Source organism: Pseudomonas sp. GW821-FHT03C07, from assembly GCF_059420925.1.
In genome coordinates, this window is sequence record NZ_JBWKUQ010000008.1 from 82692 (window position 1) to 108452 (window position 25761).

The following is a 25761-nucleotide window of genomic DNA, read 5'->3' on the forward strand; positions in this document are numbered from 1 at the left end:
AATCCCGGATCCGATGTGCATCGAAGCCAGAGAGCGTGAAGCGTTGCGCGAACGCCCTAAACGGGCGCTTTGACCCGGCCGACCTGATGAGGAATATCCCCATGCCCCAACGTCTACCCGTGACCGTGTTGTCTGGCTTTCTCGGCGCCGGCAAAAGCACCCTGCTCAATTACGTACTGCGCAATCGCGAAAACCTGCGGGTGGCCGTGATCGTCAATGACATGAGCGAGATCAATATCGACGGCAGCGAAGTCCAGCGCGACGTCAGCCTCAACCGCGCCGAGGAAAAGCTCGTCGAGATGAGCAACGGCTGCATCTGCTGCACCTTGCGCGAAGACTTGCTGGAGGAGGTTGGCAAGCTGGCCCGCGACGGTCGTTTCGATTACCTGTTGATCGAATCCACCGGCATCTCCGAGCCGCTGCCGGTGGCCGAGACCTTTACCTTCCGCGATGAAAACGGCCAGAGCCTGGCGGATGTCGCCCGGCTCGACACCATGGTCACGGTGGTCGACGGCATGAACTTCCTGCTCGATTACCAGGCCGCCGAAAGCCTCGCCTCCCGTGGCGAAACCCTGGGTGAAGAGGATGAGCGCTCGATCACCGACCTGTTGATCGAGCAGATCGAGTTTGCCGATGTGATCCTGATCAGCAAGATCGACCTGATCAGCAGCAGCGAACGCCAGGAGTTGATGGCGATACTGCAGCGCCTGAACGCCCAGGCGGAAATCATGCCCATGGTGATGGGCCAGATCCCGCTGGCGAAGATTCTCGACACCGGGCGTTTCGACTTCGAGCGCGCGGCCCAGGCGCCGGGCTGGTTGCAGGAGCTGCGTGGCGAGCATGTGCCGGAAACCGAGGAGTACGGCATTGCTTCCACGGCGTACCGGGCGCGGCGGCCGTTTCATCCCGAGCGTTTTTTCGACTTTATCAACCGGCCCTGGGTGAACGGCAAGCTGCTGCGTTCCAAGGGCTTTTTCTGGCTGGCCAGCAAGTATCAGGAGGCCGGTAGTTGGTCCCAGGCCGGCGGCTTGATGCGTCATGGTTTTGCCGGGCGCTGGTGGCGTTTTGTGCCGAAACCGCAGTGGCCGCAGGATCCGGAAAGCGTCACGGCGATCATGGGGCACTGGATGGCGGAAACCGGCGATTGCCGCCAGGAACTGGTGTTTATCGGGCAGAACATCGACTTCGCCCAGATGACTGCGCGGCTGGATAACTGCCTGTTGAGCGATGAGGAAATGGCCCTGGGGGTCGAGGGTTGGAGCGCGTTGCCCGATCCGTTCGGTCCCTGGCATGAAGAGGAGGCCGCCTGATGCTGGCGCCAAGTTGGAAGGCCTGGCCGACGATTCGGCAGGTGCAGGGCGAGGCGCCGACGGTGCTGGGCGAGATTCTCGACGAGGGGGTCAACCTGGCGGTCTGGCAGCGTCGGTTGCCGGGGCATATTGCCGATTTCGCGACCTTGCTGTTGTCATTGGACGAGCCGTTGGCCGAGTCCCTGAGCCTGGAAATGCCGGATGACGAGGCACGGCCGAATCTGCACGGCCTGGCCTCGGGGTTTAGCGATCTTGAGGGCTATGAAGGGTTCTTGAGCGATGTGTCCTGGCTGGTCAGCGCTTATGCCTGTCTGCTTGGCGCACGGCGGATCGGCCTGCGTTTGCGGGTGCTGGATAAAGCGATGTGTCCGCGTTTTCACGTCGATCATGTGCCGGTGCGCTTGATCACCACCTATGCGGGGGTGGGTAGCCAGTGGCTGGCGGAAGGGGCGATTGATCGTCGGCTGCTGGGCAATGCGACGGCGGAGCCGGGCGAGCCAGCGCTGATCCAGCAGGTGGAGAGCGGAGCCGTGGCTCTGCTCAAGGGCGAGCGCTGGCACGGCAATGAAGGTTTTGGCCTGGTGCACCGTTCGCCGCCGGTGCCGGAGGGCGAACGGCGGTTGATCTTGACCCTGGATTGGTTGGCCTGATCCGGACTCTCAGGAGTTACTCATCCTGGTAAACACCACAAAACCCCTGTGGGAGCGGAGCTTGCCCGCGAAGAACGATGATGTGGTGTCTCTGGAGAATCGCGGCGTTCCTTTCGCGGGCAAGCTCCGCTCCCACATTGGGATCTGCGGTGGTTGTCCTTATGGGGTTTGCCAGTGGCCCTGGCTTTGGCCCTCACAGAACGGCTTGAGATACGCCGCGTCCGTCGCCACGCCGTAATAGTGGATATTCTGCCGATAAGGCATATTGGCCACTTGCGCGTTGCCGCACACGCCGAACGAACCGCCCGGGCACTGCTCGACGTATTCGACCTCGACCTTCTGCCCCGGCAGGTTCGGCTGGCAGAAGCCGTCGCTGAACAGCTTGGCCGGGATATTGATGTTTTCCTGGCAGACTTTGACGTCCAGCCGCTGCCCATGGCTATGTACCACGCAGGCCTGCGCCAGCACCTGGCCTGAGCCGAACAGCAACGCCAGGCAGATCAGGCGCATCATGCTTTCATCTCTTTCAGAACATCGGCCCTCTATGTTGCAGAACATTCCCACTCATGTCATCGCCGGCCCGCTGGGCGCGGGCAAGACCACTCTGATTCGCCAGCTGCTGGCGCAAAGGCCCGAAGGCGAGCGCTGGGCGGTGCTGATCAACGAGTTCGGCCAGATCGGCCTGGACGCCGCGCTGCTGACCCAGGCCGACGATGGTATCGCACTGGGGGAAGTGGCAGGCGGTTGTGTCTGCTGCGTCAATGGCGCGCCGTTCCAGGTGGGATTGACCCGACTGTTGCGCAAGGCGCGACCGGATCGGCTATTGATCGAGCCCTCCGGGTTGGGGCATCCGGTGCAGATTCTCAAACAACTGGCCGAGGCGCCGTGGTTGGGGGTGTTGGCGTTGCAGCCTTGCGTGCTGGTGCTGGATGCCCGGGCTCTGGCGGCGGGCAAGCCGTTGCCGGACTCGCAGCAGGAGGCGCTGGGGCTGGCGGGGTTACGGGTGCTGAACAAGTCCGCGGGGTTGGACGCGGTTGAACGGCAACGGGTGCTGGCCCGCTTGCCCGAGGGGCCTGTGCGCTGGACCGAGGAGGGGGCGTTGGGGTTGGCCGAGTTGCTTGCCCTGGATAACGGTCATCGCGAGCAGGCTCCCCCTTACGGTGATAGCACGTCCTCCGCTGGCGCGCCGGTCACCGCCCGATTGCCGGCGATCTGGACCGATCCGGCCCAACCGATTTGCCTGGATCACACCCAGGACGGCAACTGGAGCATCGGCTGGCGCTGGCACCCGAGCCAGCGTTTCGATACGGAAAGGCTCCAGCGCTGGCTCTCGGGGTTGGATTGGTTGCGAGCCAAACTGGTTATCCACAGCCCGGACGGCTGGGTTTCCGCTAATGCTGTGGATAACTCGGTGGTGCGGTGGCAGCCGAGTGAATGGCGACGGGATTCACGTGTCGAGCTGATCTTCGTGGAAAAGCAGGAGATCGAGTGGTTAAAAGTGGGGATGGCGCGGTGTCGTTTGTCGGGATAACAACGTTGAATGTGACATTGCCATCGCCAGCAAGCCGGCGCCTACAAGGTTCCGGGCTTGACGATATTTTGCGTTGGAACACCGAACTAATGTGGGAGCCGGCTTGCCGGCGATGGCGGCAGTGCATCTTGCATCGCAATCACTGGCAAACCACCGCCAACCGGCTTGCCTGGACCATTCAACGACGCAAATTATTATGGTCCTTGGCATGATCCTGGCGCCATTGGCTCAATTCGATCACTTCGGCGCTACGTACTTCCGGCTTGGCTTCGAACGGGTAGGGCGCCAGCTCGATATGGGCGCTGTGGGCGCCGAACTGGGTAATGGTCCCGGCGTGACGCTGCTCACCGGTGACGGTGAACTCGAAGTTGTAGATCCGCGCCAGGCGCCGCCGGCCATGGGCGTCACGGACAAAGCCGATGCGCTTGAGGGCGACGTTGCCATCCAACAGCTCGATATCGAGCTTGGCGCAATGCTGCTTGACCCGCTCCAGCGCTCGCTCGCGCAGGCCATGGTTGTGCCAGAGCCAGGCAGCGCCGGTCGCCAGCAACATCAGCACGAACATATTTCCCAGGGTCAGCATGAACGCCACTCCAACAAAGTCAGCTCAGCTTAACTGGCTCCCCGGTCTGTCGTACAGGCTCCGTTTAGTCGCATACTCAGCGGCTTGAATCCACCGGCCTTTCTGGAATACGGAATGAAACGCACTCCCCATCTGCTCGCCATTCAATCCCACGTGGTTTTCGGCCATGCCGGCAACAGTGCGGCGGTTTTCCCCATGCAGCGCGTCGGGGTCAATGTCTGGCCGCTGAACACCGTGCAGTTCTCCAACCACACCCAATACGGGCAGTGGGCGGGCGAAGTGCTGGCGCCGCAGCGGATTCCCGAACTGGTCGAGGGGATTGCCGCCATCGGCGAGTTGGGCAACTGCGATGCCGTGCTGTCCGGCTATCTCGGCAGTGCCGCCCAAGGCCGGGCGATACTCAGTGGGGTGGCGCGGATCAAGGCGATCAATCCCAATGCCCTGTACCTCTGCGACCCGGTGATGGGGCACCCGGAGAAGGGCTGCAGCGTGCCGACCGAGGTCAGTGATTTCCTCCTGGAAGAAGCCGCGGCCATGGCCGACTTTCTCTGTCCCAACCAGCTTGAGCTCGATAGCTTCTGCGGACGGGCGCCGAACTCCCTGTTCGACTGCCTGGCCATGGCCCGCAGCTTGCTGACGCGGGGACCGAAGGCGGTGCTGGTCAAACATCTGGCCTATCCGGGCAAACCGGCTGAGAGTTTCGAGATGCTATTGGTGACGGCGGATGGCAGCTGGCACTTGCGGCGACCCTTGCTGGCGTTCCCGAAGCAGCCGGTGGGCGTCGGCGACCTGACCTCGGGGCTGTTCCTGGCGCGGGTGCTGCTGGGCGACAGCCTGGTGACGGCGTTCGAGTTCGCGGCCTCGGCGGTGCACGAAGTGCTGCTGGAAACCCAGGCCTGCGCCAGCTACGAGCTGGAGCTGGTGCGGGCCCAGGACCGCATCGCGCATCCGCGGGTGCGGTTCGAGGCAGAGTCGATCAGCCTGTAAGCCTTGCCTGGGATCCTGAAAACACCCAGAACCCTGTGGGAGCCGGCTTGCCTTGAGTCTTGCATCGCCCTTGCGGCCGCTATCGCCAGCAAGCTGGCTCCTACAGTGACCGCGTTCGGCCTTGGCTCAGCCTGAAGGGCTCCGGCCCGATCCAATCAAGGCGCGTCGGCTTTGATTTCCTGGTAGCGCTTCTCCAGTTCCTGGCGAATCTGCCGGCGCTGTTGCGCCTGCACGTAGCGACGCTTGTCCTCGCTGTTTTGCGGCTGCAACGGTGGCACGGCGGCCGGTTTGCGCTGGTCGTCGACCGCGACCATGGTGAAGAAGCAGCTGTTGGTGTGGCGCACCGAACGCTCGCGAATATTCTCCGTCACCACCTTGATGCCCACCTCCATGGAGGTGTTGCCGGTGTAGTTGACCGAGGCCAGGAAGGTCACCAGTTCGCCGACATGGATCGGCTCGCGGAAAATCACCTGGTCCACCGACAGGGTCACCACATAACGACCGGCATAACGGCTGGCGCAGGCGTAGGCCACTTCATCCAGGTACTTGAGCAAGGTGCCGCCGTGGACATTGCCAGAAAAGTTGGCCATGTCCGGGGTCATCAAAACAGTCATCGACAGCTGGGCATTTCCGGGTTCCATAGCACGCTCACGGTTGGGTAGGCAGGGATTGGCTCAGGCACCTCTACGGGCGCTTCCTTCATTTCTCACAGACACTCGATAACGGGACGCCATCGATCGGGCCATCGTCACGCTTCTAGGGATCTGTTTCTACATATTGCACCGGCTTTTTGTCGGAAGTCGCGGTGTTAACCTTCCGAAAGCCATGCCATAGAAAATTCTCACACTCGGAACAGTGATTGCTGACAGCTCAAAAAGCTGTCCCATGACGGGTTCCGAGCAGCAAGGAGCGCCACGTCATGCATGCCATCAGTTTTATCCAGGACCTGGCCGTGCTCATGCTAGTGGCCGGTGTGGTGACCATCCTCTTTCATCGCTTCAAGCAACCGGTGGTGCTCGGCTATATCGTCGCCGGCTTTATCATCGGGCCGCACACACCGCCGTTCGGCCTGATCCACGACGAAGAGACCATCAAGACCCTGGCCGAGCTGGGGGTAATTTTCCTGATGTTCTGTTTGGGCCTGGAGTTCAGCCTGGGCAAGCTGTTCAAGGTCGGGGCCACGGCGTTTATCGCGGCGTTCCTGGAAATTGTGCTGATGATCTGGATCGGCTACGAAATCGGCCGCTGGTTCGACTGGAACACCATGGACTCGCTATTCCTCGGCGCGATCCTGGCGATTTCCTCGACCACCATCATCGTCAAGGCGCTCAATGACCTGAAGATGAAGAACCAGCGCTTCGCCCAGCTGATTTTCGGCGTACTGATCGTCGAGGACATTCTCGGCATCGGCATCATCGCCTTGCTGTCGAGCATTGCGGTCAGCGGGACCGTGAGTTCGGGCGAGGTGTTCTCCACCGTGGGCAAGCTGTCGCTGTTCATGATCGTCGCCCTGGTGGTCGGCATCCTGCTGGTGCCACGGTTGTTGGCCTACGTCGCTCGCTTCGACAGCAACGAGATGCTGCTGATCACCGTGCTGGGCCTGTGTTTCGGCTTCTGCCTGTTGGTGGTCAAGCTGGAATACAGCATGGTCCTCGGGGCGTTCCTGATTGGCGCGATCATGGCCGAGTCCCGTCAGTTGCTGAAGATCGAGCGCCTGATCGAGCCGGTTCGCGACCTGTTCAGCGCGATCTTTTTCGTCGCCATCGGTTTGATGATCGACCCGGTGATCCTGCTCGATTACGCCTGGCCGATTGCCGTGATCAGCGTGGCGGTGGTGCTGGGCAAGATGCTCTCCTGCGGACTGGGGGCATTTATTGCCGGCAACGATGGCCGCACTTCGTTGCGGGTGGGGATGGGGCTGTCGCAGATCGGCGAGTTCTCTTTCATTATCGCGGCGCTGGGGATGACCTTGCAGGTCACCAGTGACTTTCTCTATCCGGTGGCGGTGGCGGTCTCGGTGATTACCACGCTGCTGACGCCCTATCTGATCCGCGCGGCGGATCCTCTATCACTGAAGCTGGCGGCGCTGATGCCGCGGCGTCTGGCGCGGGTGTTCAGCCTTTACGGTGAATGGCTGCGCAGCATCCAGCCCCAGGGCGAGGGTGCGCTGCTGGCGTCGATGATTCGGCGGATCTTGTTGCAGGTGGGGGTCAACCTGGCGCTGGTGATGGCAATTTTCTTTGCCGGTGGCTTCTTCGCGGCGCCGATTGCCAACTACCTGGCCGGTTGGATCAATGAGCCGAGCTGGCATAACGGCCTGATCTGGGGCGGGGCGCTGCTGCTGTCATTGCCGTTCCTGATCGCGGCGTACCGCAAGCTCAAGGCGCTGTCGATGCTGCTGGCGGAGATGGGGGTCAAGGCCGAGGTGGCGGGGCGGCATACCCAGCGGGTCAGAAGGGTGATCGCCGAGGTGATTCCGCTCCTCTCGCTGCTGGTGATTTTCCTGCTGCTGTCGGCGCTGTCGGCGAGCATTCTGCCGAGCAATGAGTTGCTGGTGTTGATCGCCGTGGTTGCGGCGGCGGTCGCGGCGCTGTTGTGGCGCTGGTTTGTGCGTGTGCACACGCGGATGCAGATCGCCTTGCTGGAAACCCTGGAGCAGAAGAGCGATTCGGCCGGACACTGAAGCCCGAACGCCGATGCCCCCCTGTAGGAGCGAGCTTGCTCGCGATGATAGAACAAACACCTCTGGGCTTCAGATGCCCCGCGTCATCATTGACGACCATCGCGAGCAAGCTCGCTCCTACAGGGGGCATTGGGGCCGCATCGCGCGGATCAGCTCTCCAGCCAGACGTCCCGCGCCCAGTGCCACACCGATTCCCAGGACTCTTCGGTGATCAGCTCTTCCTCGGCGGACCACAGCACCACGGTGCCGTCTTCCTCGACACAGTAGTAGTCGTCACCGTCCTGGCAGATCGGGATCAGCTCCCGCGGCACGCCAGAATCCCAGGCATTGGCCGCGACGTCGGGCAGGTAGGTGTGCGACTGCGGATCGGTGACGGTCACCGGTTCCAGGCTGCCATACACCACATCACTGACGGTCAGCAGGAATTCCTTGAAAACGAAGGGGATGTTGATGAACAGCTCCTCTTCGATCTCGACCAACTGATCCTCGTCGGGCAACTCCAAAGGAACCGGTACGGGTTCGTTGGCTTCACGCAATTGTTCAATGACTTCTTCCACGGCCTCAATCCTCTTGCTTTATGGCGCGGTTCGTATCACGGGTCTTATACAGTAGCTTGCAAAAAGTACAATTGTGAAATGCAAAACCCCGGACAGGTCCGGGGTTTTTGTAGCTTTTTTCAGCGCGAGCCGTGGATCAGCCGTTCTGGCGAATACCGGCCACCAGCCAAGGCTGGTTGTCGCCTTGTGGACGCTCCATGTTCCAGCTTTCGCTGAAGGCTTCGCCCTGGTCGAAACGCGAGTTCTTCGACACACCGCTGAAGGTCAGGGTGGCGATGGTCTTGTCGGCGCGATCGTCCAGGCCGTCCAACTGCACGTGCAGGTTCTCGATGTAGGTGGACTGGAAGCCGTCACCCTCGTTTGCCCGTTCCTGTTTCAGGAATTGCAGCATCTGCGGGGTGACGAACTCGGCGATCTTGTCCATCTCATTGGCGTCCCAGTGCTGCTGCAGCGCCTGGAAGTGGCTGCGGGCGGCTTCGAGGAAGCGTTCCTCGTTGAACCAGGCCGGGGCGTTGATCACGCGGCGTGGGGCGACCGGGGCGGAACCGCCGAAGATCGCGTTTTGCGGCTGCGCCGGTTGCTCGAATACTTCGCGCTGGAACGGCGCGCCAGCTGGCGTCATGTGCTCCTGCTGCTTGCGTCGACGGGCGGCAATGAAACGGAAGATCACGAAGGCGATGACCGCCATGATCAGGATGTCGAAGAACTGCATGCCGTGGAAGCCGCCGCCCATGAACATGGAGGCGAGCAGGCCACCGGCGGCGATGCCAGCCAGGGGGCCGAGCCAGCGTGAAGCACCGCCGGCTTTGGCGGCAGCGCCCGCGGCACCGGCTGCACCGGCAGTCGCGGCAGCGCCGCCGACACCGGCACCGGCGGAAGGCGCCATCTGGCTGGTTTGATGGCTGGGTGCCGAGCCCATGCTCTTGCCGCCGCCGAAGCGCTTGGCGTTCGCGTCGAGGCTCATCGTCAGACCGATACAGAGCGCCAGGACGATACTGAGAAAACGTTGCATAAGGGTATTCCCGTTTGTGGAGTGCACGCGCGCCATACTGCACAGGTGAAATGTTACTGGCTAGCGCGAGAGTGTTTCCGGCTTTTGCCTGATCCTCCCATGCCCCACCTGAAGGTTTCATGAAAGGCCATTGCGCCGATACCGTTTGTTTCGTAAAACGAGTCGATAAACGCTGTGTGAAATGTTCCCGATTAGCGTCGGAGAGCCAGCATGACCACGCCGGCGGTAATCAGGCCGATACCACCCCATTGACGCAGGTCGAGCTTCTCGCCCAGCAGCAACACGCTGATCACGGCGACGAACACCACGCTGAGCTTGTCCACCGGGGCCACCAGCGAGGCCGGGCCGACCTTCAGCGCGCGGAAATAGCACAACCACGAAGCACCGGTAGCCAGGCCCGACAACAGCAGGAACAGATAGCTCTTGGCGGAAATCGTACTCAATGACTGATATTGGCCCGTTGCGTACAAAATCAAGGCCAGGCTGACCAATACCACGATGGTGCGCAGCAGGGTGGCGAAGTCCGAGTTGACGTTGTCGATGCCGATCTTGGCGAAGATCGCCGTCAGGGCGGCGAAAGTCGCCGAGAGCAGGGCCCAGAATGTCCACGAAGAAAAAAAGCCCGAGCCCATGCTTGTCGCGACCTCGATTGAATGATTAGACCTGCATGGCGTGCTGTCGAGCGTTCCCACACTGGGCGTGGAAACGCTTGAGCGTCACGCTCAGACCGCTTCCAGCTTGGCGTAGCCGAGCATCAGCCACTTGCTGCCTTCGCTGAAATTCACCTGGACCCGGGCCTGGGCGCCAGCGCCTTCGAAGTTGAGGATCACACCGTCGCCGAAAAGGCTGTGGCGTACGGTCTGGCCGAGGCTGAAACCGGTGTCCGGGATGTCGCTGCCACCGAACAGGCTGCTGCTGACCTGGGCCTGGGCACCGCCGAACGGTCGGCTGACGCTGTTGGACAGGCGCACTTCCTGGATCAGTCCTTTCGGCACTTCGCGGACGAAACGCGAGACCTTGTTGTAGGTCTCGCTGCCGTACAGGCGTCGGGTCTCGGCGTAGGTCAGCACCAGGTTCTGCATCGCCCGAGTGATGCCCACGTAGGCCAGCCGGCGTTCTTCCTCAAGGCGACCGGGTTCTTCCAGGCTCATCTTGTGGGGGAACAGGCCTTCTTCCATGCCCACCAGGAACACGTAGGGGAATTCCAGGCCCTTGGCGCTGTGCAGGGTCATCAGTTGAATGCTGTCTTCGTGCTCGTCGGCCTGGGTGTCGCCGGCCTCCAGCGATGCGTGACCGAGGAAGGCGGCCAGCGGCGTGAGCTCGGCGTCTTCTTCGGCGGCCTCGAAGTTACGCGCGGCGCTGACCAGTTCCTCAAGGTTTTCCACCCGGGCCTGGCCTTTCTCGCCCTTTTCCGCTTCGTGGTAGGCGATCAGCCCGGACTGCTCGATGACCACCTGGGTCATCAGGTGCAGCGGCATTTCCCGGGTTTTCGCCGCGAGGTCCTCGATCAGCTCGACAAACACCCCCAGCGCTCCGGCGGCACGTCCGGTCAGGCCCTTGTTGGCGACCAGCTGGCGCATGGCCTCCCACATCGACAACTCGCTGTGGCGGGCGTGCTCACGAATGGCCTCGACGGTTTTCTCGCCGATACCGCGGGCCGGAACGTTGATCACCCGCTCCAGTGCCGCGTCGTTGCCACGGCCTTCGAGCAGGCGCAGGTAGGCCATGGCGTTCTTGATTTCAGCTCGCTCGAAGAAGCGCTGGCCGCCGTAGATACGGTACGGGATACGCTCGCGCAGCAAAGCCTCTTCCAGCACCCGGGACTGGGCGTTGGAACGGTAGAGAATGGCGATATCGCTACGGGCCAGGCCGGTTTTCAGGGCGCTTTCGATGGTTTCCACCACATAGCGCGCTTCGTCGTGTTCGTTGAAGGCGGCGTAGAGGTTGATCGCCTCGCCGTCGCCGCCGTCGGTCCACAACTCCTTGCCCAGGCGTCCGGTGTTATGGGCGATCAGGGCGTTGGCGGCCTTGAGGATGCCGGCCGTGGAGCGGTAGTTCTGCTCCAGGCGGATGGTCACGGCGTCCGCGAAGTCGGCGGAATACTGGTGGATGTTCTCGATTTTCGCGCCGCGCCAGCCGTAGATCGACTGGTCGTCGTCGCCGACCACCATCAGGCTGTCGCCACCCTTGGCCAGCAGGCGCAACCAGGCGTACTGCACGGCGTTGGTGTCCTGGAATTCGTCTACCAGAATATGCCGGAAGCGCTTCTGGTAGTGCGCCAGCAGGCCCGGATGGTCGCGCCACAGGTCCAGGGCGCGCAGCAGCAGCTCGGAGAAGTCGATGACCCCGGCGCGGGCGCAGGCGGCCTCGTAGGCTTCATAGATGCTGCGCATGGTCGCCAGGAACAGGTCGCCACTGGCCTGGATATGCTGCGGGCGCAGGCCCTCGTCCTTCTGGCCGTTGATAAACCACTGGGCCTGGCGGGCCGGCCAGCGCTGTTCGTCGAGGCCGAGGTCGCGGATCACCCGCTTGACCAGGCGTTGCTGGTCGTCGCTGTCGAGGATCTGGAAGGTCTGGCTCAGACCGGCTTCCTGCCAGTGCGCCCGCAACAGGCGGTGCGCCAGGCCGTGGAAGGTGCCGACCCACATGCCGGCCGGGCTGATGCCCAGCAGCTGCTCGATGCGATGGCGCATCTCGGCGGCGGCCTTGTTGGTGAAAGTCACCGACAGGATCGAGTGGGAAGAGGCATTTTCGACCTGGATCAACCAGGCGATACGGTGCACCAGCACCCGGGTTTTACCCGAGCCGGCACCGGCCAGGACCAACTGACGGCCAACGGGAGCCGCTACGGCCTGGCGTTGGGCATCGTTGAGGGAGTTCAGCAAAAAGGAGAGATCATCGCGCATCGACGCATTCTAGGGTGCCGGGCCTGGGCGGGCAAACCCTAATGCTAGCCCGGGCGACGCGGAACCCTGTAGGAGCGAGCTTGCTCGCGATGATGGCAGGGGCCCCGCGGGGCATCAGGTTCCCCGCGTCATCGTTGGCGTCCATCGCGAGCAAGCTCGCTCCTACAAGGGGGCGTGCGCATCGCCAGATAAAAAGATCGGTTGTGACGACCGGTCAGTCATCGGCTACAGGTGGCGTGGGGCCTTGCTTTGGCCCTGCACAAGGGCTCTGGTGCCTGGCTAATTCATTACATTTTATGACTTGAGGCAGTTTGGTCCAGCCGGATGCTTGTGTATGCTCCTGCCACGTTTATGGCTTAACCATTATAAGAATACTGCCCATGACCCAGAGCTTTGACGCGCTGAGCCCCTCTATGGCGGCTGGGCGGGTTATCCACAAACAGTTCGCCACTGAACTGACAGTCGAACGGACGCGCCTGTTGTACCAGGGGTCGTTGCTGCCGACTTTATTCATGTTGTTGAACGGGCTGGTCTGCGCCTGGTTGCTCTGGAGCCCGCAGCGCTACCTGCTGGTCAGCGTCTGGCTGGTGTGGTTGATGGCGCTGGTGGCCTTGCGCGTGATCCAGGTGGCGGCGTTCGATTCGGCGATGCCCAGTCGGCAGGCCCAGCCGATTTGGCGGCGCATGTTCCTGCTGGGCTCGGCGGTCAGTGGCCTGACCCTGGCCTGCGCCGGCATTGCCCTGGTGCCCACCGACAGTTTCCTCGAACAGGCCTGGGTTTTCGGCCTGATCGGTGCCGCCACGCTGTCCGCCAGCGTGGCCTATGCCGTGAGCATCCCGGCGTTCCTGACCTTTACCTTGCCCTGCCTGTTGCCGGCCATCGGCTACCTGTTCTGGGGCGGCGGTGAACAACAGCAAGGCTGGGGCTGGCTCGGGCTGATCCTGCTGGTGTCGCTGAGCGTGGTCGCCCTGCAGGTCAATCGCCTGATCCGGCGCGGCCTGTTACGGCGTTTCCAGAACCAGGCGCTGATCGAGAGCTTGCAACGGGCGCAAACCCGTAGCGAACAACTCAACCATGAGCTGGCGCGGGAAATCGAGCAGCGCCGCCGCGCCGAACAGGAGCTGCGCGAGGCCCAGATCGGCCTGGAAAGCCGGGTCGCCCAGCGCAGCCTGGAGCTGGACGCGGCGAACCAGGCCTTGAGCAAAAGCGAAACGCGCCTGGCCCTGGCGTTGCAGGCCAGCGAACTCGGGCTGTGGGACTGGAACCTGCAGACCGACGAGGTGCATCACACCCAGATCAAGGAGCTGTTCGGCCTGGACCCGGAATACGTGACCTCGATACTCGGCCACCTCAAGCCGCGCCTGCACCCCGCCGATGTACCGGTGCTCAAGCACGCGCTGGTGGAGCATTTGAAGGGGCGCACCGAGGATTATGTGATCGAGTACCGGGTCCGGCATGGCGATGGCCACTGGGTCTGGATCGAGGACCGCGGACGGGCGGTCGAGCGTACCGCCGGCGGTCGCGTGTTGCGCATGGTCGGCACCCGGCGTGATATCAGCGCGCACAAGGAGCAGGAAGCCCAACGCCAATTGGCCGCGACGGTGTTCGAGGCCGCCAGTGAAGGCATTGTGATCTTCGACCCGAATTACATCCTGCTGGCGATCAACCAGGCTTTCAGCCGAGTCACCGGTTACCTGCCCGAGGACATGCTCGGGCGCAATGTGGTCGACCTGCCGTGCAGCCGCGATGCCCGGCGCCATTATGCAACCATCCACCAGGCGCTGGAACAGCACGGCAGTTGGCAGGGCGAACTGGTTGAGGCGCGCAAGAGTGGTGAGCTGTACCCGCAATGGCTGCAACTGAATGTGGTGCGCGATACGCGGGGCAATGTCAGTCATATCGTCGGCTTCTTCGCCGATCTGTCGGCCCGGCGCGAATCCGAAGAGCGCATGCGCTACCTGACCCACTACGACGAACTGACCGGGCTGGCGAACCGTTCGTTGTTCCGCGAACGCCTGTATGAGGCTCATCAGCAGGCTCGCCAGGGCGGCCGCAGCCTGGCGTTGCTGCACATCAACCTGGACCGTTTCAAATTGCTCAACGACAGTCTCGGCCATGAAATCGCCGACCAGTTGTTGCAGCAGATGGCCCGGCGCCTGGTCAATGCCCTGCCGGAAGCCAACACCATTGCGCGTTTGTCCGGAGACGAGTTCGCCGTGTTGTTCGACGCCTACGGCAATCTCTCCAGCCTGGCCCGGGTGGCGACCCGCCTGCTCGCCAAGCTGCGGGTGCCAGTGACCATCGACGAACACGAACTGGTGGTCAGCGCGTCCATGGGCATCAGCCTGTTGCCGGACAATGCGCGGGAAATCCCGGTGTTGCTCAGCCAGTCGAACATCGCCATGCAGCATGCCAAACACCTGGGCGGAAATAACTTCCAGTTCTACACCGACAGCCTGCAAGCCAGCACCCTGGAGCGTTTGCAGCTTGAGAACCAGCTGCGCAAGGCCATCGAAGAGCGGCAACTGAGTGTCTTCTATCAGCCCAAGCTGTGTCTGGCCACTGGGCGGATGAACGCCGCCGAGGCGCTGGTGCGTTGGGAGCACCCGACCCTGGGCCAGGTGCCGCCGGGAGACTTCATCGGCCTGGCCGAAGAAACCGGCCTGATCGGGCCGATCGGTGAGTTCGTGCTGCGCCAGGCCTGCTGGCAGGCGTGCGAGTGGCAGCGCGAGGGGTTGGCGCCGATCCGGGTGTCGGTGAACCTGTCGGTGCATCAGTTGCGCCAGGGCAAGCTGGTCAGCCTGGTGCGCCAGGTGCTGGAGGAAACCGGCCTGGCTCCGGAGCTGCTGGAGCTTGAGCTGACCGAAAGCCAGTTGCTCGACAGCGTCGAACACATCATCGCCACCTTCCAGCAACTGCGCGACCTGGGGGTGAAGCTGGCCATCGATGACTTCGGCACCGGCTATTCGTCCCTGAGCTACCTCAAGCGTTTCCCGGTGGACTACGTGAAGATCGACCAGAGCTTTATTCGCGGTCTGGGCGAGGGCAGCGAAGATGCGGCGATCACCCGGGCGATCATCGCCATGGCCCACAGCCTGGAACTGAAGGTGGTGGCCGAGGGCGTGGAAAACCAGGAGCAATTGGATTTCCTCAAGGCCCAGGGTTGCGATGAGGTGCAGGGTTATCTGATCAGCCGGCCGGTGGCGGCGCAGGAATTGATGCGACTGCTGCGCCAAGGCTTTCCCTAGGCGCCGCAGTGGCTACATGCTCGCCACGCTACGGTAGGGGCGAGCTCGGTTACGTAATGGAACGGGCAATCCTCGAATTCATGTAGTATAACTACAAGACGGCTACATCCCAGGCGTTTGCCCATAACAATGAGTCCAGCCCTTTGAATCTGTTGCAACACATCGCCCAGTCTCGCAACCTGCTGCGCAAGTCGGAGCTCAAGGTCGCCGATCACGTCCTGCTTGATCCGGCGGCGGTGATGCACAGTTCCATGGCCGACCTGGCCCATAGCGTGGGCATCAGTGAGCCGACCATCGTGCGTTTCTGCCGGGCTATCGGTTGTTCCGGTTTCCAGGACCTGAAGTTGAAGCTGGCCCAGAGTCTGGCGGCCGGCGCCAGCTTTGGGCAGTTCGCGATTCACGAAGACGATTCGGTGGCGGACTACAGCCTGAAGATCTTCGACACCACCCTGCACACCCTGATGGACGTGCGCGAAAAGCTCGATCCGGTCGCGCTGCAGCGTGCCGTGACCGCCATGTCGGCGGCGCAGCGTGTGGAGTTCTATGGCTTCGGCGCTTCCGGCGCGGTGGCGGCGGACGCCCAGCACAAGTTCTTCCGGCTGTTGCTGACGGCGGCGGCGTATTCCGATCCGCACATGCAGGCGATGTCGGCGGTGACGCTCAAGCCCACCGACGTGGCGATCTGCATTTCCCAGTCCGGGCGTTCCAAGGACCTGCTGATCACCGCCAACCTGGTACGTGAAAGTGGCGCGACCCTGATCACCCTGTGCCCGAGCCAGACACCGCTGGCCGAGCTGTCGACGGTGAACTTGGCCATCGACGTGCATGAAGACACCGAGATCTATACCCCGCTGACCTCGCGGATCGCCCACCTGGTGGTGATCGACGTGCTGGCCATGGGCGTGGCCATGGCCCGTGGGCCGAGCCTGGTGAATCACCTCAAGAGCGTCAAGCGCAGCTTGCGCAGCCTGCGCCTGTCGCCCAAGTCGGTGAAGGCCCTCGACGACTGAGACCTGTCAGTCAGTTCCGCGGCGTTCCCTTCGCGGCGGTGCGGCGATTCGACAAGCTCCGCTCCCACAATGTCCGGGTTGAGCCGGAGTCTTGTGTGCGACGGAAAACCTGTGGGAGCGGAGCTTGCCCGCGAATAGGCCCTGACAGGCGGCACACCACTCAAGCCATATTCATCTGCCTGTCACCCGCCTGCCGCCAAACCGTAACGCCAGGCGTCCATCTTGAAACTCCCGTATCCACCCTGGGAGACTCGAAATGGCCCGGCACCACGAAGAGCAAAGCAGCGTCAAAACCCGTCGGCAGCAGGAAGATCAGCGCCGTATGGAATTTCGTCGCGCAATCGAAGACCGCACCGAACTGCGCCAACTACAACAGGAAATCGCCGCACTCAATTACTGGCAGGCGGACTCGGCATCCGACCGTCGAAGCGCTCAACCAGCCCGCTGATTTGTAAACGTTCACTGCGAATAAACCCCAGGAACGCATGGGCGACCGGTGACAGGCGTTTGTCCTTGGCCTGAACCAGGCACCAACTGCGATAGAGCGGCAGTTCTTCCACCGGCAGTTCTCGGAGCACGCCGGTCGCCAGTTCCAGGCTCAGGGCATGGCGCGTCAACAGGGCCAGGCCCAGTCCCGCCACCACGCACTCGCGCTGGGCCTCGCCCGAGGTCACTTCCAGCGTCTGCGAGAAGTGCACGCGCTTCTCCTTGAAATACTCCTCGCACGCTATCCGCGTTCCCGACCCCGCTTCGCGGATCAACAGCGTGTACGGCTCCAGGTCCTGCAGGCGCAGTGGGCCGCCATGGCACAACGGGTGATCCGGCGGCGCCACCGCGACAATCGGATTGTTCAGAAACGGCAGGAATTCCAGCCCCATGTCCTGGGGCACCATCGACATGATCAACAGGTCGTCACGGTTGTCCGAAAGGCGCCGGAGCGCCTGTGCGCGGTTGACCACCGTCAGGTGCAGGTTGACCTCGGGATGCTGGCGCTTGAACGCGGCAAACAGGTGCGGGACGAAATACTTGGCGCTGGATTCCACCGCCAGTTTCAGTTGCCCCTGCAGCGAGCCCTGCATGTCCGAGAGCTGCATATCGAGGTTTTCCAGCCGGCCGAAAATGTCCCGACTGGCTCGCTGTAACGCTTCAGCCGCTTCGGTCATGTAGAGCTTTTTGCCGACGTAATCGAATAATGGCTGGCCGATCAGCTCTTCCAGCTGGCGAATTTGTAGGCTGACGGCTGGTTGTGTGAGAGACATTTCGTCGGCTGCGCGGCTGTAGGAACGCAGATCGCAGACCTCATTGAAAATTTTTAGCTGACGCAATGTCATACGCATCAAGGACTTACGCATTTTCTAAACACCCATGGAGGTCGCGAACCGTCCAACTATAAGCTTTTGCTTATGAGTGACCCAATAATTATTGATTTTGGTTTATCACTGGGTAGGGCTAGTGTGGACTACGCGACTGGCTTGAAACATTTAGTCACGCGCCGACCCGTTTTTTCGGTTGCACCCCAAGGGTTGTTTGTTCCAGCGGCTTAGGAATTTCCAAGTGATAAAAAAGATCCTGATCGCCAACCGTGGTGAAATTGCCGTACGAATCGTGCGTGCCTGCGCCGAGATGGGCATTCGCTCGGTCGCGATCTATTCCGACGCCGATCGCCATGCCCTGCATGTGAAGCGCGCGGATGAGGCCCACAGCATCGGTGCCGAGCCATTGGCCGGCTACCTGAACCCGCGCAAGCTGGTGAACCTGGCGGTGGAAACCGGTTGTGATGCACTGCACCCTGGCTATGGTTTCCTGTCGGAAAACGCCGAGCTGGCGGATATCTGCGCCGAGCGCGGGATCAAGTTCATCGGCCCGTCGGCGGAAGTGATCCGCCGCATGGGCGACAAGACCGAAGCCCGACGCAGCATGATCAAGGCCGGCGTGCCGGTCACCCCGGGCACCGAAGGCAACGTCGCGGACATCGCCGAAGCCCTCACCGAAGGCGACCGCATCGGTTACCCGGTGATGCTCAAGGCCACCTCCGGTGGTGGCGGTCGCGGTATCCGTCGCTGCAACAGCCGCGAAGAACTGGAACAAGCTTTCCCCCGGGTGATTTCCGAAGCGACCAAGGCCTTTGGCTCGGCGGAAGTCTTCCTGGAAAAATGCATCGTCAATCCCAAGCATATCGAAGCGCAGATTCTCGGCGACAGCTTTGGCAATGTGGTGCACCTGTTCGAGCGTGACTGCTCGATCCAGCGCCGCAACCAGAAGCTGATCGAAATCGCCCCCAGCCCCCAGCTGACCCCGGAACAGCGTGCCTATATCGGCGACCTGTCGGTGCGCGCGGCCAAGGCGGTGGGCTACGAGAACGCCGGCACCGTGGAGTTCCTGCTCGCCGAGGGCGAGGTGTACTTCATGGAGATGAACACCCGGGTGCAGGTGGAACACACCATCACCGAAGAAATCACCGGCATCGACATTGTCCGTGAGCAGATCCGCATCGCCTCCGGCCTGCCGTTGTCGGTCAAGCAGGAAGACATCATCCATCGCGGTTTTGCCCTGCAGTTCCGGATCAACGCCGAAGACCCGAAGAACAACTTCCTGCCCAGCTTCGGCAAGATCACCCGTTACTACGCCCCCGGTGGTCCCGGCGTGCGCACCGACACGGCGATCTACACCGGCTACACCATTCCGCCGTTCTACGACTCCATGTGCCTGAAGCTGGTGGTCTGGGCGCTGACCTGGGAAGAAGCCATGGACCGTGGCCTGCGGGCCCTGGACGACATGCGTCTGCAAGGGGTGAAGACCACTGCGGCCTATTACCAGGAAATCCTGCGTAACCCGGAATTCCGCAGCGGCCAGTTCAATACCAGCTTCGTTGAAAGCCACCCTGAACTGACCAACTACTCGATCAAGCGCAAACCCGAAGAGCTGGCCCTGGCCATCGCCGCCGCCATCGCCGCCCACGCAGGCCTGTGAGGACTATTCCAATGACTTCTTCTAAAAAAATCCACGTTACCGACACAATCCTGCGCGACGCCCATCAATCGCTGCTCGCCACCCGCATGCGCACCGAAGACATGCTGCCGATCTGCGAGAAGCTCGACAAGGTCGGCTACTGGTCCCTGGAAGTCTGGGGCGGCGCCACCTTCGACGCCTGCGTGCGCTTCCTCAAAGAAGACCCGTGGGAGCGCCTGCGCCAACTGCGCGCGGCGTTGCCCAACACCCGTCTGCAAATGCTCCTGCGCGGCCAGAACCTGCTGGGCTACCGCCACTACAGCGATGACGTGGTCAGGGCTTTCGTGGCCAAGGCGGCGGTCAACGGTATCGATGTGTTCCGCATCTTCGACGCCATGAACGACGTGCGTAACCTGCGGGTTGCCATCGAAGCGGTGAAGGCGGCGGGCAAGCACGCCCAGGGCACCATCGCCTACACCACCAGCCCGGTGCACACCATCGAGGCGTTCGTGGCCCAGGCCAAGCAGATGGAAGCCATGGGTTGCGACTCGGTGGCGATCAAGGACATGGCCGGCCTGCTGACCCCGTATGCCACCGGCGAACTGGTCAAGGCGCTGAAGAGCGAGCAGTCGCTGCCGGTGTTTATCCACTCCCACGACACTGCCGGCCTGGCCGCGATGTGCCAGCTCAAGGCGGTGGAAAACGGTGCCGAGCATATCGACACGGCGATCTCCAGCTTTGCCTGGGGCACCAGCCATCCGGGTACCGAGTCGATGGTGGCGGCCCTTAAAGGCAGCGAGTTCGACACCGGCCTGGATCTGGAACTGCTGCAGGAAATCGGCCTGTACTTCTACGCCGTGCGCAAGAAGTACCACCAGTTCGAAAGCGAATTCACCGCGGTCGATACTCGCGTGCAGGTCAACCAGGTGCCGGGCGGGATGATCTCTAACCTCGCCAACCAGCTGAAAGAGCAGGGCGCCCTGGGGCGCATGGGCGAAGTGCTGGCGGAAATTCCGCGAGTGCGTGAAGACCTCGGCTTCCCGCCGCTGGTGACCCCGACCTCGCAGATCGTCGGCACCCAGGCGTTCTTCAACGTCCTGGCCGGCGAGCGCTACAAGACCATCACCAACGAAGTGAAGCTGTACCTGCAAGGCGGCTACGGCAAGGCGCCGGGGGTGGTCAACGAGAAGCTGCGACGCCAGGCCATCGGCAGCGAAGAAGTGATCGACGTGCGTCCGGCCGATCTGCTCAAGCCGGAAATGGTCAAGTTGCGCGGTGAGATCGGTGCTCTGGCCAAGTCGGAAGAAGACGTGCTGACCTACGCCATGTTCCCGGATATCGGGCGCAAGTTCCTCGAGGAGCGCGAGGCCGGCACCCTGGTGCCTGAAGTGCTGTTGCCGATCCCCGAAGCCGGCGGCATACGTTCGGCGGGTGGCGAGGGCGTACCGACCGAGTTCGTTATCGACGTGCACGGCGAAACCTACCGCGTGGACATCACCGGTGTCGGCGTGAAGGCCGAAGGCAAGCGGCACTTTTACCTGTCCATCGACGGCATGCCGGAAGAAGTGGTGTTCGAGCCGCTCAACGAGTTCGTCAGCGGCGGCACCAGCAAGCGCAAGCAGGCCAGCGTACCGGGCCACGTCAGCACCACCATGCCGGGCAATATCGTCGATGTGCTGGTCAAGGAAGGCGACAGCGTAAAAGCCGGCCAGGCCGTACTGATCACCGAAGCCATGAAGATGGAAACCGAAGTGCAGGCGGCCATCGCGGGCAAGGTCGTCGCTATTCATGTGGCCAAGGGCGACCGGGTCAACCCGGGCGAGATCCTGATCGAGATCGAAGGCTGATCGAAAGCCTTCGACTACAAGCGTTTTTCCTCGGGGGGGCATGTGCCCCCCTTTTTTTGGTCTGGTTTTGTACCTGGTAGGTTTGCCTGCTCTGTCAGCGCGGCTCTTCCGTTGGACTGGGACAGCAGGAATGATCAGCAAGCCCCCGCTTTTGTTCAGGACATTGTTCCTGCTGGGGCGGCCAAGCGATTCCTCATGGCCCGAGTAGGTCGGGAAAAACCGGATGATGTCAGTGCCGATCTGTTTTTGCTGGGAAGAAGTACCCCGGCACCGATTGGCCACTTGCGCGTCAGGGATTCTGTGGAGACACACGATGGCCGTGAGCCAATGGGTTTTTCTCGGACGGATGTGGTCAGTCGTGATAGTCGATTCCTTGAATACGCCTATGAGCAAGGTGCGGCGATCGGCGCTGCGGTCAGACGCTTGCGCGTCGAGGTCACTGGTTTGCATCAAACTCAATTTGCCCGGATGTGCAGGATTTCGGTACGAACCCTTGTTCATATAGAACATGAGGAGGGCAATCCGACGCTCAAGTCGTTGAATTCGGTGTTCAAACCCTTCGGGTTGCAGATGGGGGTGGTGCGACTTCGCAAGACTATGGGTTGATGCGCTGGCGTTGCCTTATTGCGGTTAGACCGTGGTGCCCTTCAGTTAAGGTCGAGCACGGTCCCTGTAGGAGCACCGGTTGACGCTCGATTGCTGGAGATGAGGGCCCTTGAGCCTTACGCTGTCCGTGCGGACGCCATCGCCAGCAAGCTGGCTCCTACAGGTTATGTGGTGTTTTCAATTAACTGACGGGATGGTGGAAGCCTTGCTTAGAAGGTCAGCTTCCACTGCCCCATGACCCCATGGTTGCGGCTGTTGCCACCGACTTCCCCGGTGTAGCCGACACCAAGGCTCTGGCTGGGCGACAGATTCAGGTCCAGGCCGGCTTCCAGCAACAGGCTGTCGCGGTCCAGCGCGGCGCCCCTGACCTTGAAGGCGCGATCGGTCACCGCGAGTTTTTGTTCGACCGTGCTGCCAACGTCGCCATACAGGTGCTTCCAGCCCGCACTCAGGCGTGGGGCCAGGCTCATTTTGTTGTCGCGGGCGGTGATGGCGCTCGCGCGCAAGCCGAAGGTGCTGTTGAGGTTGCCGTGGGTCTGGGCGCTGACGTGCAGGGCCGCTTCGCCGCCGCTCTCCTTGAAAGCGTCGCGGTGATAGCGCTCGTAGCCGAGACCGGCAAACGGTTCGATGTTCAGGCCGCTACCGCCGAAGGTGTAGCCGACTTCGGCGAAGGCCTGCTGGCTGTTGGCGTCGTAATTGCCTTTGAGGCGATCACGGTAGCCGTTGAACGCCAGGTTGTGTTCGGTCCTGCCGGAATGGCTGCTGTACACCGCGCCGAGCCGCAGGGCCAGCGGGCCGCTTTGGCGCAGGGCGTAGGCGCCGGTGTGCCAACTGTCGAGGCCACCGGTAAAGCGTTGGCCGTTGAAGTTCGACTGCGACTGGCCGCCAAGGATGCCGAGGTGCCAGTCACTGTCGAGCGCCCAGTCGGCACCCAGTAGCAAGCCCCGAGTGCTCTGTCGCAGCCCGTGGTGGCCGTGATTGCTGTCGAACCTGGCGGAATTGCCCAGGCCTTGAATCCAGAGCCGGCTGCGGCCGCCGCTCATGACCTGAAGTGTTTGGCCGCCTTGGCCGGGCAGGCCTTCCGTTTGTCGCAAGACTGCCAGCAGGGTACTGCCCACTTGCCGGGAGCCGCTGAGTGTTGCGTTGCGCAACTGGGCGTTGCTGCCGCCGGAAAGCTGCTCGAGCGCCTGTCCCGCTTCGACGGCGCTGATGTAGCGCAGGGCATGGCGCAGTGGTGAGTCTGGCGCGGCGGGCGAATCCGCCAGCTCAATGTCCTGGTCTTTCTGGGCGACCGGCTCGGACGGTGTAGTGGTGGGCAGGGAAGCGGCCGGTTCGGACGGCGTAATAGTGGGCATGGAAGCGACCGGTTCGGACGGTGTAATGGTGGGCACGGAAGCGAGCGGCTCAGACGGCGTATTGGCTGGCGCGGGAGTGACCGGTTTGGGAGCAGGCTGACTCGGCTCTATCCAGGGATCCAAGACCTCCCCCACGCTCTGGCCATTCCCGGTGTTCCCAAGCTCTTGCAGATTGACGTTGTTGCGCCGGTAGGTGATGTCCACCTGCGTCGGGGTGTAGTGGGCGGTAGCCGTCATCAACGCCAGGTTGCTGCTGATCTCGACGAATTTTCCTTCCAGCTTGCCGGCTTTGATCACCGTGTGCCGCTGGCTCGCCGGCGACTCGTTGGCGGCCAGTACGTATAGTCGGGCGCCGTCCAGCTGGGCGGTGCCGCCGACTTCGACGGTGGCGCTGTTGCCATTGGCGTCGATGCCATAGGAGAGGGTCGCACCGGGATCCAGGGTCAGGTGTTCCCTGACCCTGGCGGCGCCCTCCAGCGGATCAACCTTCAGGGTTCCCGCCACTTGTAGCTGCCCGACCGTTCCGTTGCCGCTGTAGCTCGCTCCGTCGTTGACCCGCGTTGTCCCGAGAATGCTGCCCCTGTTGATCAAATGGGCCTGGGCCAGGACCTCGGCCCCGGTGCTGAAGTCGTCCTGGCTGGTGAGTGTCCAGGTTCCCTTCCTGACCTGCAGTCGCTCGAAGTGGCGGCTGTTGCCGAAGCTGCCGCCCTGGGCGTCATCGAAAATCACCAGGTCGTCGTTGGCCTTGAGTGGTGTGTCAGGGTCGGCGCCGAGGAGAAAGTTCTCCAGGTAATCGTCCGTGGTCCCGCCGTCCACCCAGCCAGAAAACTGGCTAGCGCTTTTCACGATCAGGGTGTCGCTTTCACCCCCCAGGTTCAGGGCCACGCCATTGCCGCCGCTGATCAGGCCGTTGCTGATCACGGTATCGGCGAACTGGCCGGCCAGGCTGACGCCAAAGCCGTCGAGGCCACGGATGGCGCCGTGGTTCTCCAGCCGCAAGGGGGTTGTCCGCTGGTCGGCGAGAATGCCGTTGTGCTGCCCCTCGATCTGCGCATCCTTATGGTTGGTGAGATGGCCGCCGTCCAGGCGCACGCCTTCGCTGCTATAGCGCGGACTGGCGGAGTCGCCGCCGGGGCGATGGCCCCGGTCAAAACCATTGGCCCCACTGCCCGTGATTCGACCGTGGTTGTCGATATAGACGCTGCCCCGGGCCAGCAATCCGTCGGCATCGCTATCCGCGGCGGTCGTGGTTGCAGTCACGGTGCCACGGTTGAGCAGCTTGGTTCCGCCTTCGACCTGCAGGCCCGTACCGCCCTGCGCCGCCAGCTGGGCCCCGGGAAAAATTTCGAGGCTGGTACTGAAAGGGTTCTGTCCGCTCAGGGACCAGCTGCCTTGCCGGACTTCCAGCCGCTCGAAGTTGCGGCTGTCGCCAAAGTGACCGCCCTCGGGGCTGTCGAGGATGACCTTGTCGTAACCGCTGTTACCGTCGACGATACCCTCGAAGCGGCTGTTGCCCTGCACGATCAGGGTGTCGTCACCGCCGCCCAGGTCAAGGGCATAACCGTTGCCGCCGTGGATCGGCCCGTTATTGGTCACCCTGTCGGCCTGTTCGCCGATAAACTGCACGCCAAAACCCTTGTGGCCGCGGATGCTACCGTGGTTTTCCAGGGTGGTGGATAATTGCGCCGGGTCATTGTTGCCGTCGCTCACGAGGATGCCGTGATCGGCACCGCTGATGTTGCCCTTGGCATATTGGACGACCGTGCCGCCGCCGATGGAGATGCCTTCGCTGGTATGGGCATGGCCATATTGACTCACACCGCGGCTGGCTTTGCCGACAATCTGGCCGGTGTTGTCGATCTCGGCCTGCCCCTTGACCCGGATGCCGTCGCCGTCGCCGTCCATGGCAGTCGCATCGCCCGTGAGGCTACCGAAGTTGGTGATCTTGCCCCTGCCCGTGGAATGGAATCCCGCACCGTTGAGTCCGCTCACCCGCTCTCGGTTGGTGAGTTCTCCCCGGCCTCGGGTACTGATGCCGTGACGCCCACCGGTGATCGTTCTACTGTTGATCACGGCGACATCACTTGCCCCCAGTTCTATGCCGTCATGCTGTTCACTGGTGACTTTCCCGTCGTTGACGATACGGCCGGTGCTGCGTCCGCTGAGCTTGATGCCGCTTCCGGTACGCGCTTGAGTCTCGCGGTCACGATGATGGGTGTAGTCGACTGACGCGCCACTCAGCGTGACAGTACCGCCCTTGTCGACGCGCAGGTTGCTGGCATTCATGGTGGCCGGGCGGGCGCTGGCGCGACCTTGTTCATTGGCGGCTGGAGAGGTGTCGATGGCGCTGGCTTGTGTGTCCCGCAGGACGACCGTGGTGAGTGCCAGCGTGATAGCGAGTGCTAGACGATGAGGGGTAGGGGACATGCGTTTTCCGGCCTCGGATTGATTCGAGACCGGAAATGTATCTATGTATTTAGTCGATAAATGTCGGCCTTCTTACCTCCGTCAGGCGGGATAAGTCAGC

20 protein-coding genes are annotated in these 25761 nt (G+C 62.3%); 11 read left to right on the top strand and 9 right to left on the bottom strand.

Features of this window, described 5'->3' with window-relative positions; genetic code table 11:
- The first annotated feature begins 101 nt into the window (after positions 1-101).
- Positions 102-1310 carry a zinc metallochaperone GTPase ZigA gene (gene zigA / locus AC07VG_RS17280; RefSeq protein ID WP_495021595.1) on the top strand — a complete coding sequence of 403 codons (1209 nt, stop codon included), beginning with the start codon at positions 102-104 and terminating at the stop codon, positions 1308-1310.
- Positions 1310-1960 carry a DUF1826 domain-containing protein gene (locus tag AC07VG_RS17285; RefSeq protein WP_495000216.1) on the top strand — a complete coding sequence of 217 codons (651 nt, stop codon included), beginning with the start codon at positions 1310-1312 and terminating at the stop codon, positions 1958-1960. Before zigA ends, AC07VG_RS17285 begins: the two co-directional genes overlap by 1 nt.
- 159 nt (positions 1961-2119) lie before the next feature.
- Here AC07VG_RS17285 and AC07VG_RS17290 read toward each other — a convergent pair whose 3' ends face one another.
- Positions 2120-2470: an NADH:ubiquinone oxidoreductase gene (locus tag AC07VG_RS17290; protein WP_178129709.1), complete on the bottom strand. Its 351-nt coding sequence runs from the start codon at positions 2468-2470 to the stop codon at positions 2120-2122.
- A gap of 34 nt (positions 2471-2504) precedes the next feature.
- Here AC07VG_RS17290 and AC07VG_RS17295 point away from each other — a divergent pair, with 34 nt between their 5' ends.
- Positions 2505-3491 carry a CobW family GTP-binding protein gene (locus AC07VG_RS17295; RefSeq protein WP_495021596.1) on the top strand — a complete coding sequence of 329 codons (987 nt, stop codon included), beginning with the start codon at positions 2505-2507 and terminating at the stop codon, positions 3489-3491.
- A gap of 178 nt (positions 3492-3669) precedes the next feature.
- Here the strand turns inward: AC07VG_RS17295 and AC07VG_RS17300 are convergent, their stop codons facing one another.
- Complete coding sequence (locus AC07VG_RS17300; protein WP_495021597.1) at positions 3670-4074, bottom strand: DUF3301 domain-containing protein; 405 nt, start codon at positions 4072-4074, stop codon at positions 3670-3672.
- Positions 4075-4188: 114 nt separating this feature from the next.
- On the opposite strand from AC07VG_RS17300, the gene pdxY reads away from it, so the two are divergent.
- Positions 4189-5061, top strand: coding sequence for a pyridoxal kinase PdxY (gene pdxY / locus AC07VG_RS17305; RefSeq protein WP_495021598.1), 873 nt, complete (start codon positions 4189-4191; stop codon positions 5059-5061).
- A 155-nt stretch (positions 5062-5216) separates the two neighbouring features.
- On the opposite strand, the gene AC07VG_RS17310 is transcribed toward pdxY, so the two are convergent.
- Positions 5217-5702 (bottom strand): acyl-CoA thioesterase, encoded by a 486-nt coding sequence (locus AC07VG_RS17310; protein ID WP_495000212.1) that lies wholly within the window; start codon positions 5700-5702, stop codon positions 5217-5219.
- A gap of 278 nt (positions 5703-5980) precedes the next feature.
- On the opposite strand from AC07VG_RS17310, the gene AC07VG_RS17315 reads away from it, so the two are divergent.
- On the top strand, positions 5981-7744 hold the full coding sequence (locus tag AC07VG_RS17315; protein ID WP_495021599.1) for a cation:proton antiporter: 1764 nt from the start codon (positions 5981-5983) through the stop codon (positions 7742-7744).
- A gap of 149 nt (positions 7745-7893) precedes the next feature.
- Here the strand turns inward: AC07VG_RS17315 and AC07VG_RS17320 are convergent, their stop codons facing one another.
- The 4 genes from AC07VG_RS17320 to uvrD form a co-directional block, all read right to left on the bottom strand.
- Positions 7894-8301, bottom strand: a complete 408-nt coding sequence (locus AC07VG_RS17320) for an SMI1/KNR4 family protein (RefSeq protein ID WP_495000210.1) — start codon at positions 8299-8301, stop codon at positions 7894-7896.
- Positions 8302-8437: 136 nt separating this feature from the next.
- Positions 8438-9313 (bottom strand): Tim44 domain-containing protein, encoded by an 876-nt coding sequence (locus AC07VG_RS17325; RefSeq protein WP_495000209.1) that lies wholly within the window; start codon positions 9311-9313, stop codon positions 8438-8440.
- A 191-nt stretch (positions 9314-9504) separates the two neighbouring features.
- The gene (locus tag AC07VG_RS17330; RefSeq protein WP_495000208.1) at positions 9505-9945 is read right to left on the bottom strand and encodes an EamA family transporter; all 441 of its coding nucleotides are present in this window, start codon (positions 9943-9945) and stop codon (positions 9505-9507) included.
- Positions 9946-10035: 90 nt separating this feature from the next.
- Positions 10036-12219 carry a DNA helicase II gene (gene uvrD, locus AC07VG_RS17335; RefSeq protein ID WP_495000207.1) on the bottom strand — a complete coding sequence of 728 codons (2184 nt, stop codon included), beginning with the start codon at positions 12217-12219 and terminating at the stop codon, positions 10036-10038.
- Positions 12220-12599: 380 nt separating this feature from the next.
- On the opposite strand from uvrD, the gene AC07VG_RS17340 reads away from it, so the two are divergent.
- The 3 genes from AC07VG_RS17340 (at position 12600) to AC07VG_RS17350 (ending at position 16925) form a co-directional block, all read left to right on the top strand.
- The gene (locus tag AC07VG_RS17340; RefSeq protein ID WP_495000206.1) at positions 12600-15467 is read left to right on the top strand and encodes a putative bifunctional diguanylate cyclase/phosphodiesterase; all 2868 of its coding nucleotides are present in this window, start codon (positions 12600-12602) and stop codon (positions 15465-15467) included.
- A gap of 143 nt (positions 15468-15610) precedes the next feature.
- A complete protein-coding gene (gene hexR, locus AC07VG_RS17345) occupies positions 15611-16477 on the top strand; it encodes a transcriptional regulator HexR (RefSeq protein ID WP_495000205.1) in 867 nt (288 codons plus the stop codon).
- Between the two features lie 256 nt (positions 16478-16733).
- On the top strand, positions 16734-16925 hold the full coding sequence (locus AC07VG_RS17350; protein WP_083875491.1) for a PA3496 family putative envelope integrity protein: 192 nt from the start codon (positions 16734-16736) through the stop codon (positions 16923-16925).
- On the opposite strand, the gene AC07VG_RS17355 is transcribed toward AC07VG_RS17350, so the two are convergent.
- The gene (locus tag AC07VG_RS17355) at positions 16867-17829 is read right to left on the bottom strand and encodes a LysR family transcriptional regulator (protein WP_248799073.1); all 963 of its coding nucleotides are present in this window, start codon (positions 17827-17829) and stop codon (positions 16867-16869) included. The two genes, AC07VG_RS17350 and AC07VG_RS17355, sit on opposite strands and share 59 nt — an antisense overlap.
- A 202-nt stretch (positions 17830-18031) precedes the next feature.
- Here AC07VG_RS17355 and AC07VG_RS17360 point away from each other — a divergent pair, with 202 nt between their 5' ends.
- The 3 genes from AC07VG_RS17360 (at position 18032) to AC07VG_RS17370 (ending at position 21879) form a co-directional block, all read left to right on the top strand.
- Positions 18032-19447: an acetyl-CoA carboxylase biotin carboxylase subunit gene (locus tag AC07VG_RS17360; RefSeq protein WP_103498474.1), complete on the top strand. Its 1416-nt coding sequence runs from the start codon at positions 18032-18034 to the stop codon at positions 19445-19447.
- An 11-nt stretch (positions 19448-19458) separates the two neighbouring features.
- Positions 19459-21273, top strand: coding sequence for a sodium-extruding oxaloacetate decarboxylase subunit alpha (gene oadA, locus AC07VG_RS17365; protein WP_495000204.1), 1815 nt, complete (start codon positions 19459-19461; stop codon positions 21271-21273).
- 327 nt (positions 21274-21600) lie between these two features.
- Positions 21601-21879 carry a helix-turn-helix domain-containing protein gene (locus AC07VG_RS17370; protein WP_495000302.1) on the top strand — a complete coding sequence of 93 codons (279 nt, stop codon included), beginning with the start codon at positions 21601-21603 and terminating at the stop codon, positions 21877-21879.
- A 209-nt stretch (positions 21880-22088) separates the two neighbouring features.
- Here AC07VG_RS17370 and AC07VG_RS17375 read toward each other — a convergent pair whose 3' ends face one another.
- On the bottom strand, positions 22089-25661 hold the full coding sequence (locus AC07VG_RS17375) for an autotransporter domain-containing protein (RefSeq protein ID WP_495000203.1): 3573 nt from the start codon (positions 25659-25661) through the stop codon (positions 22089-22091).
- Between the last annotated feature and the right edge of the window lie 100 nt (positions 25662-25761).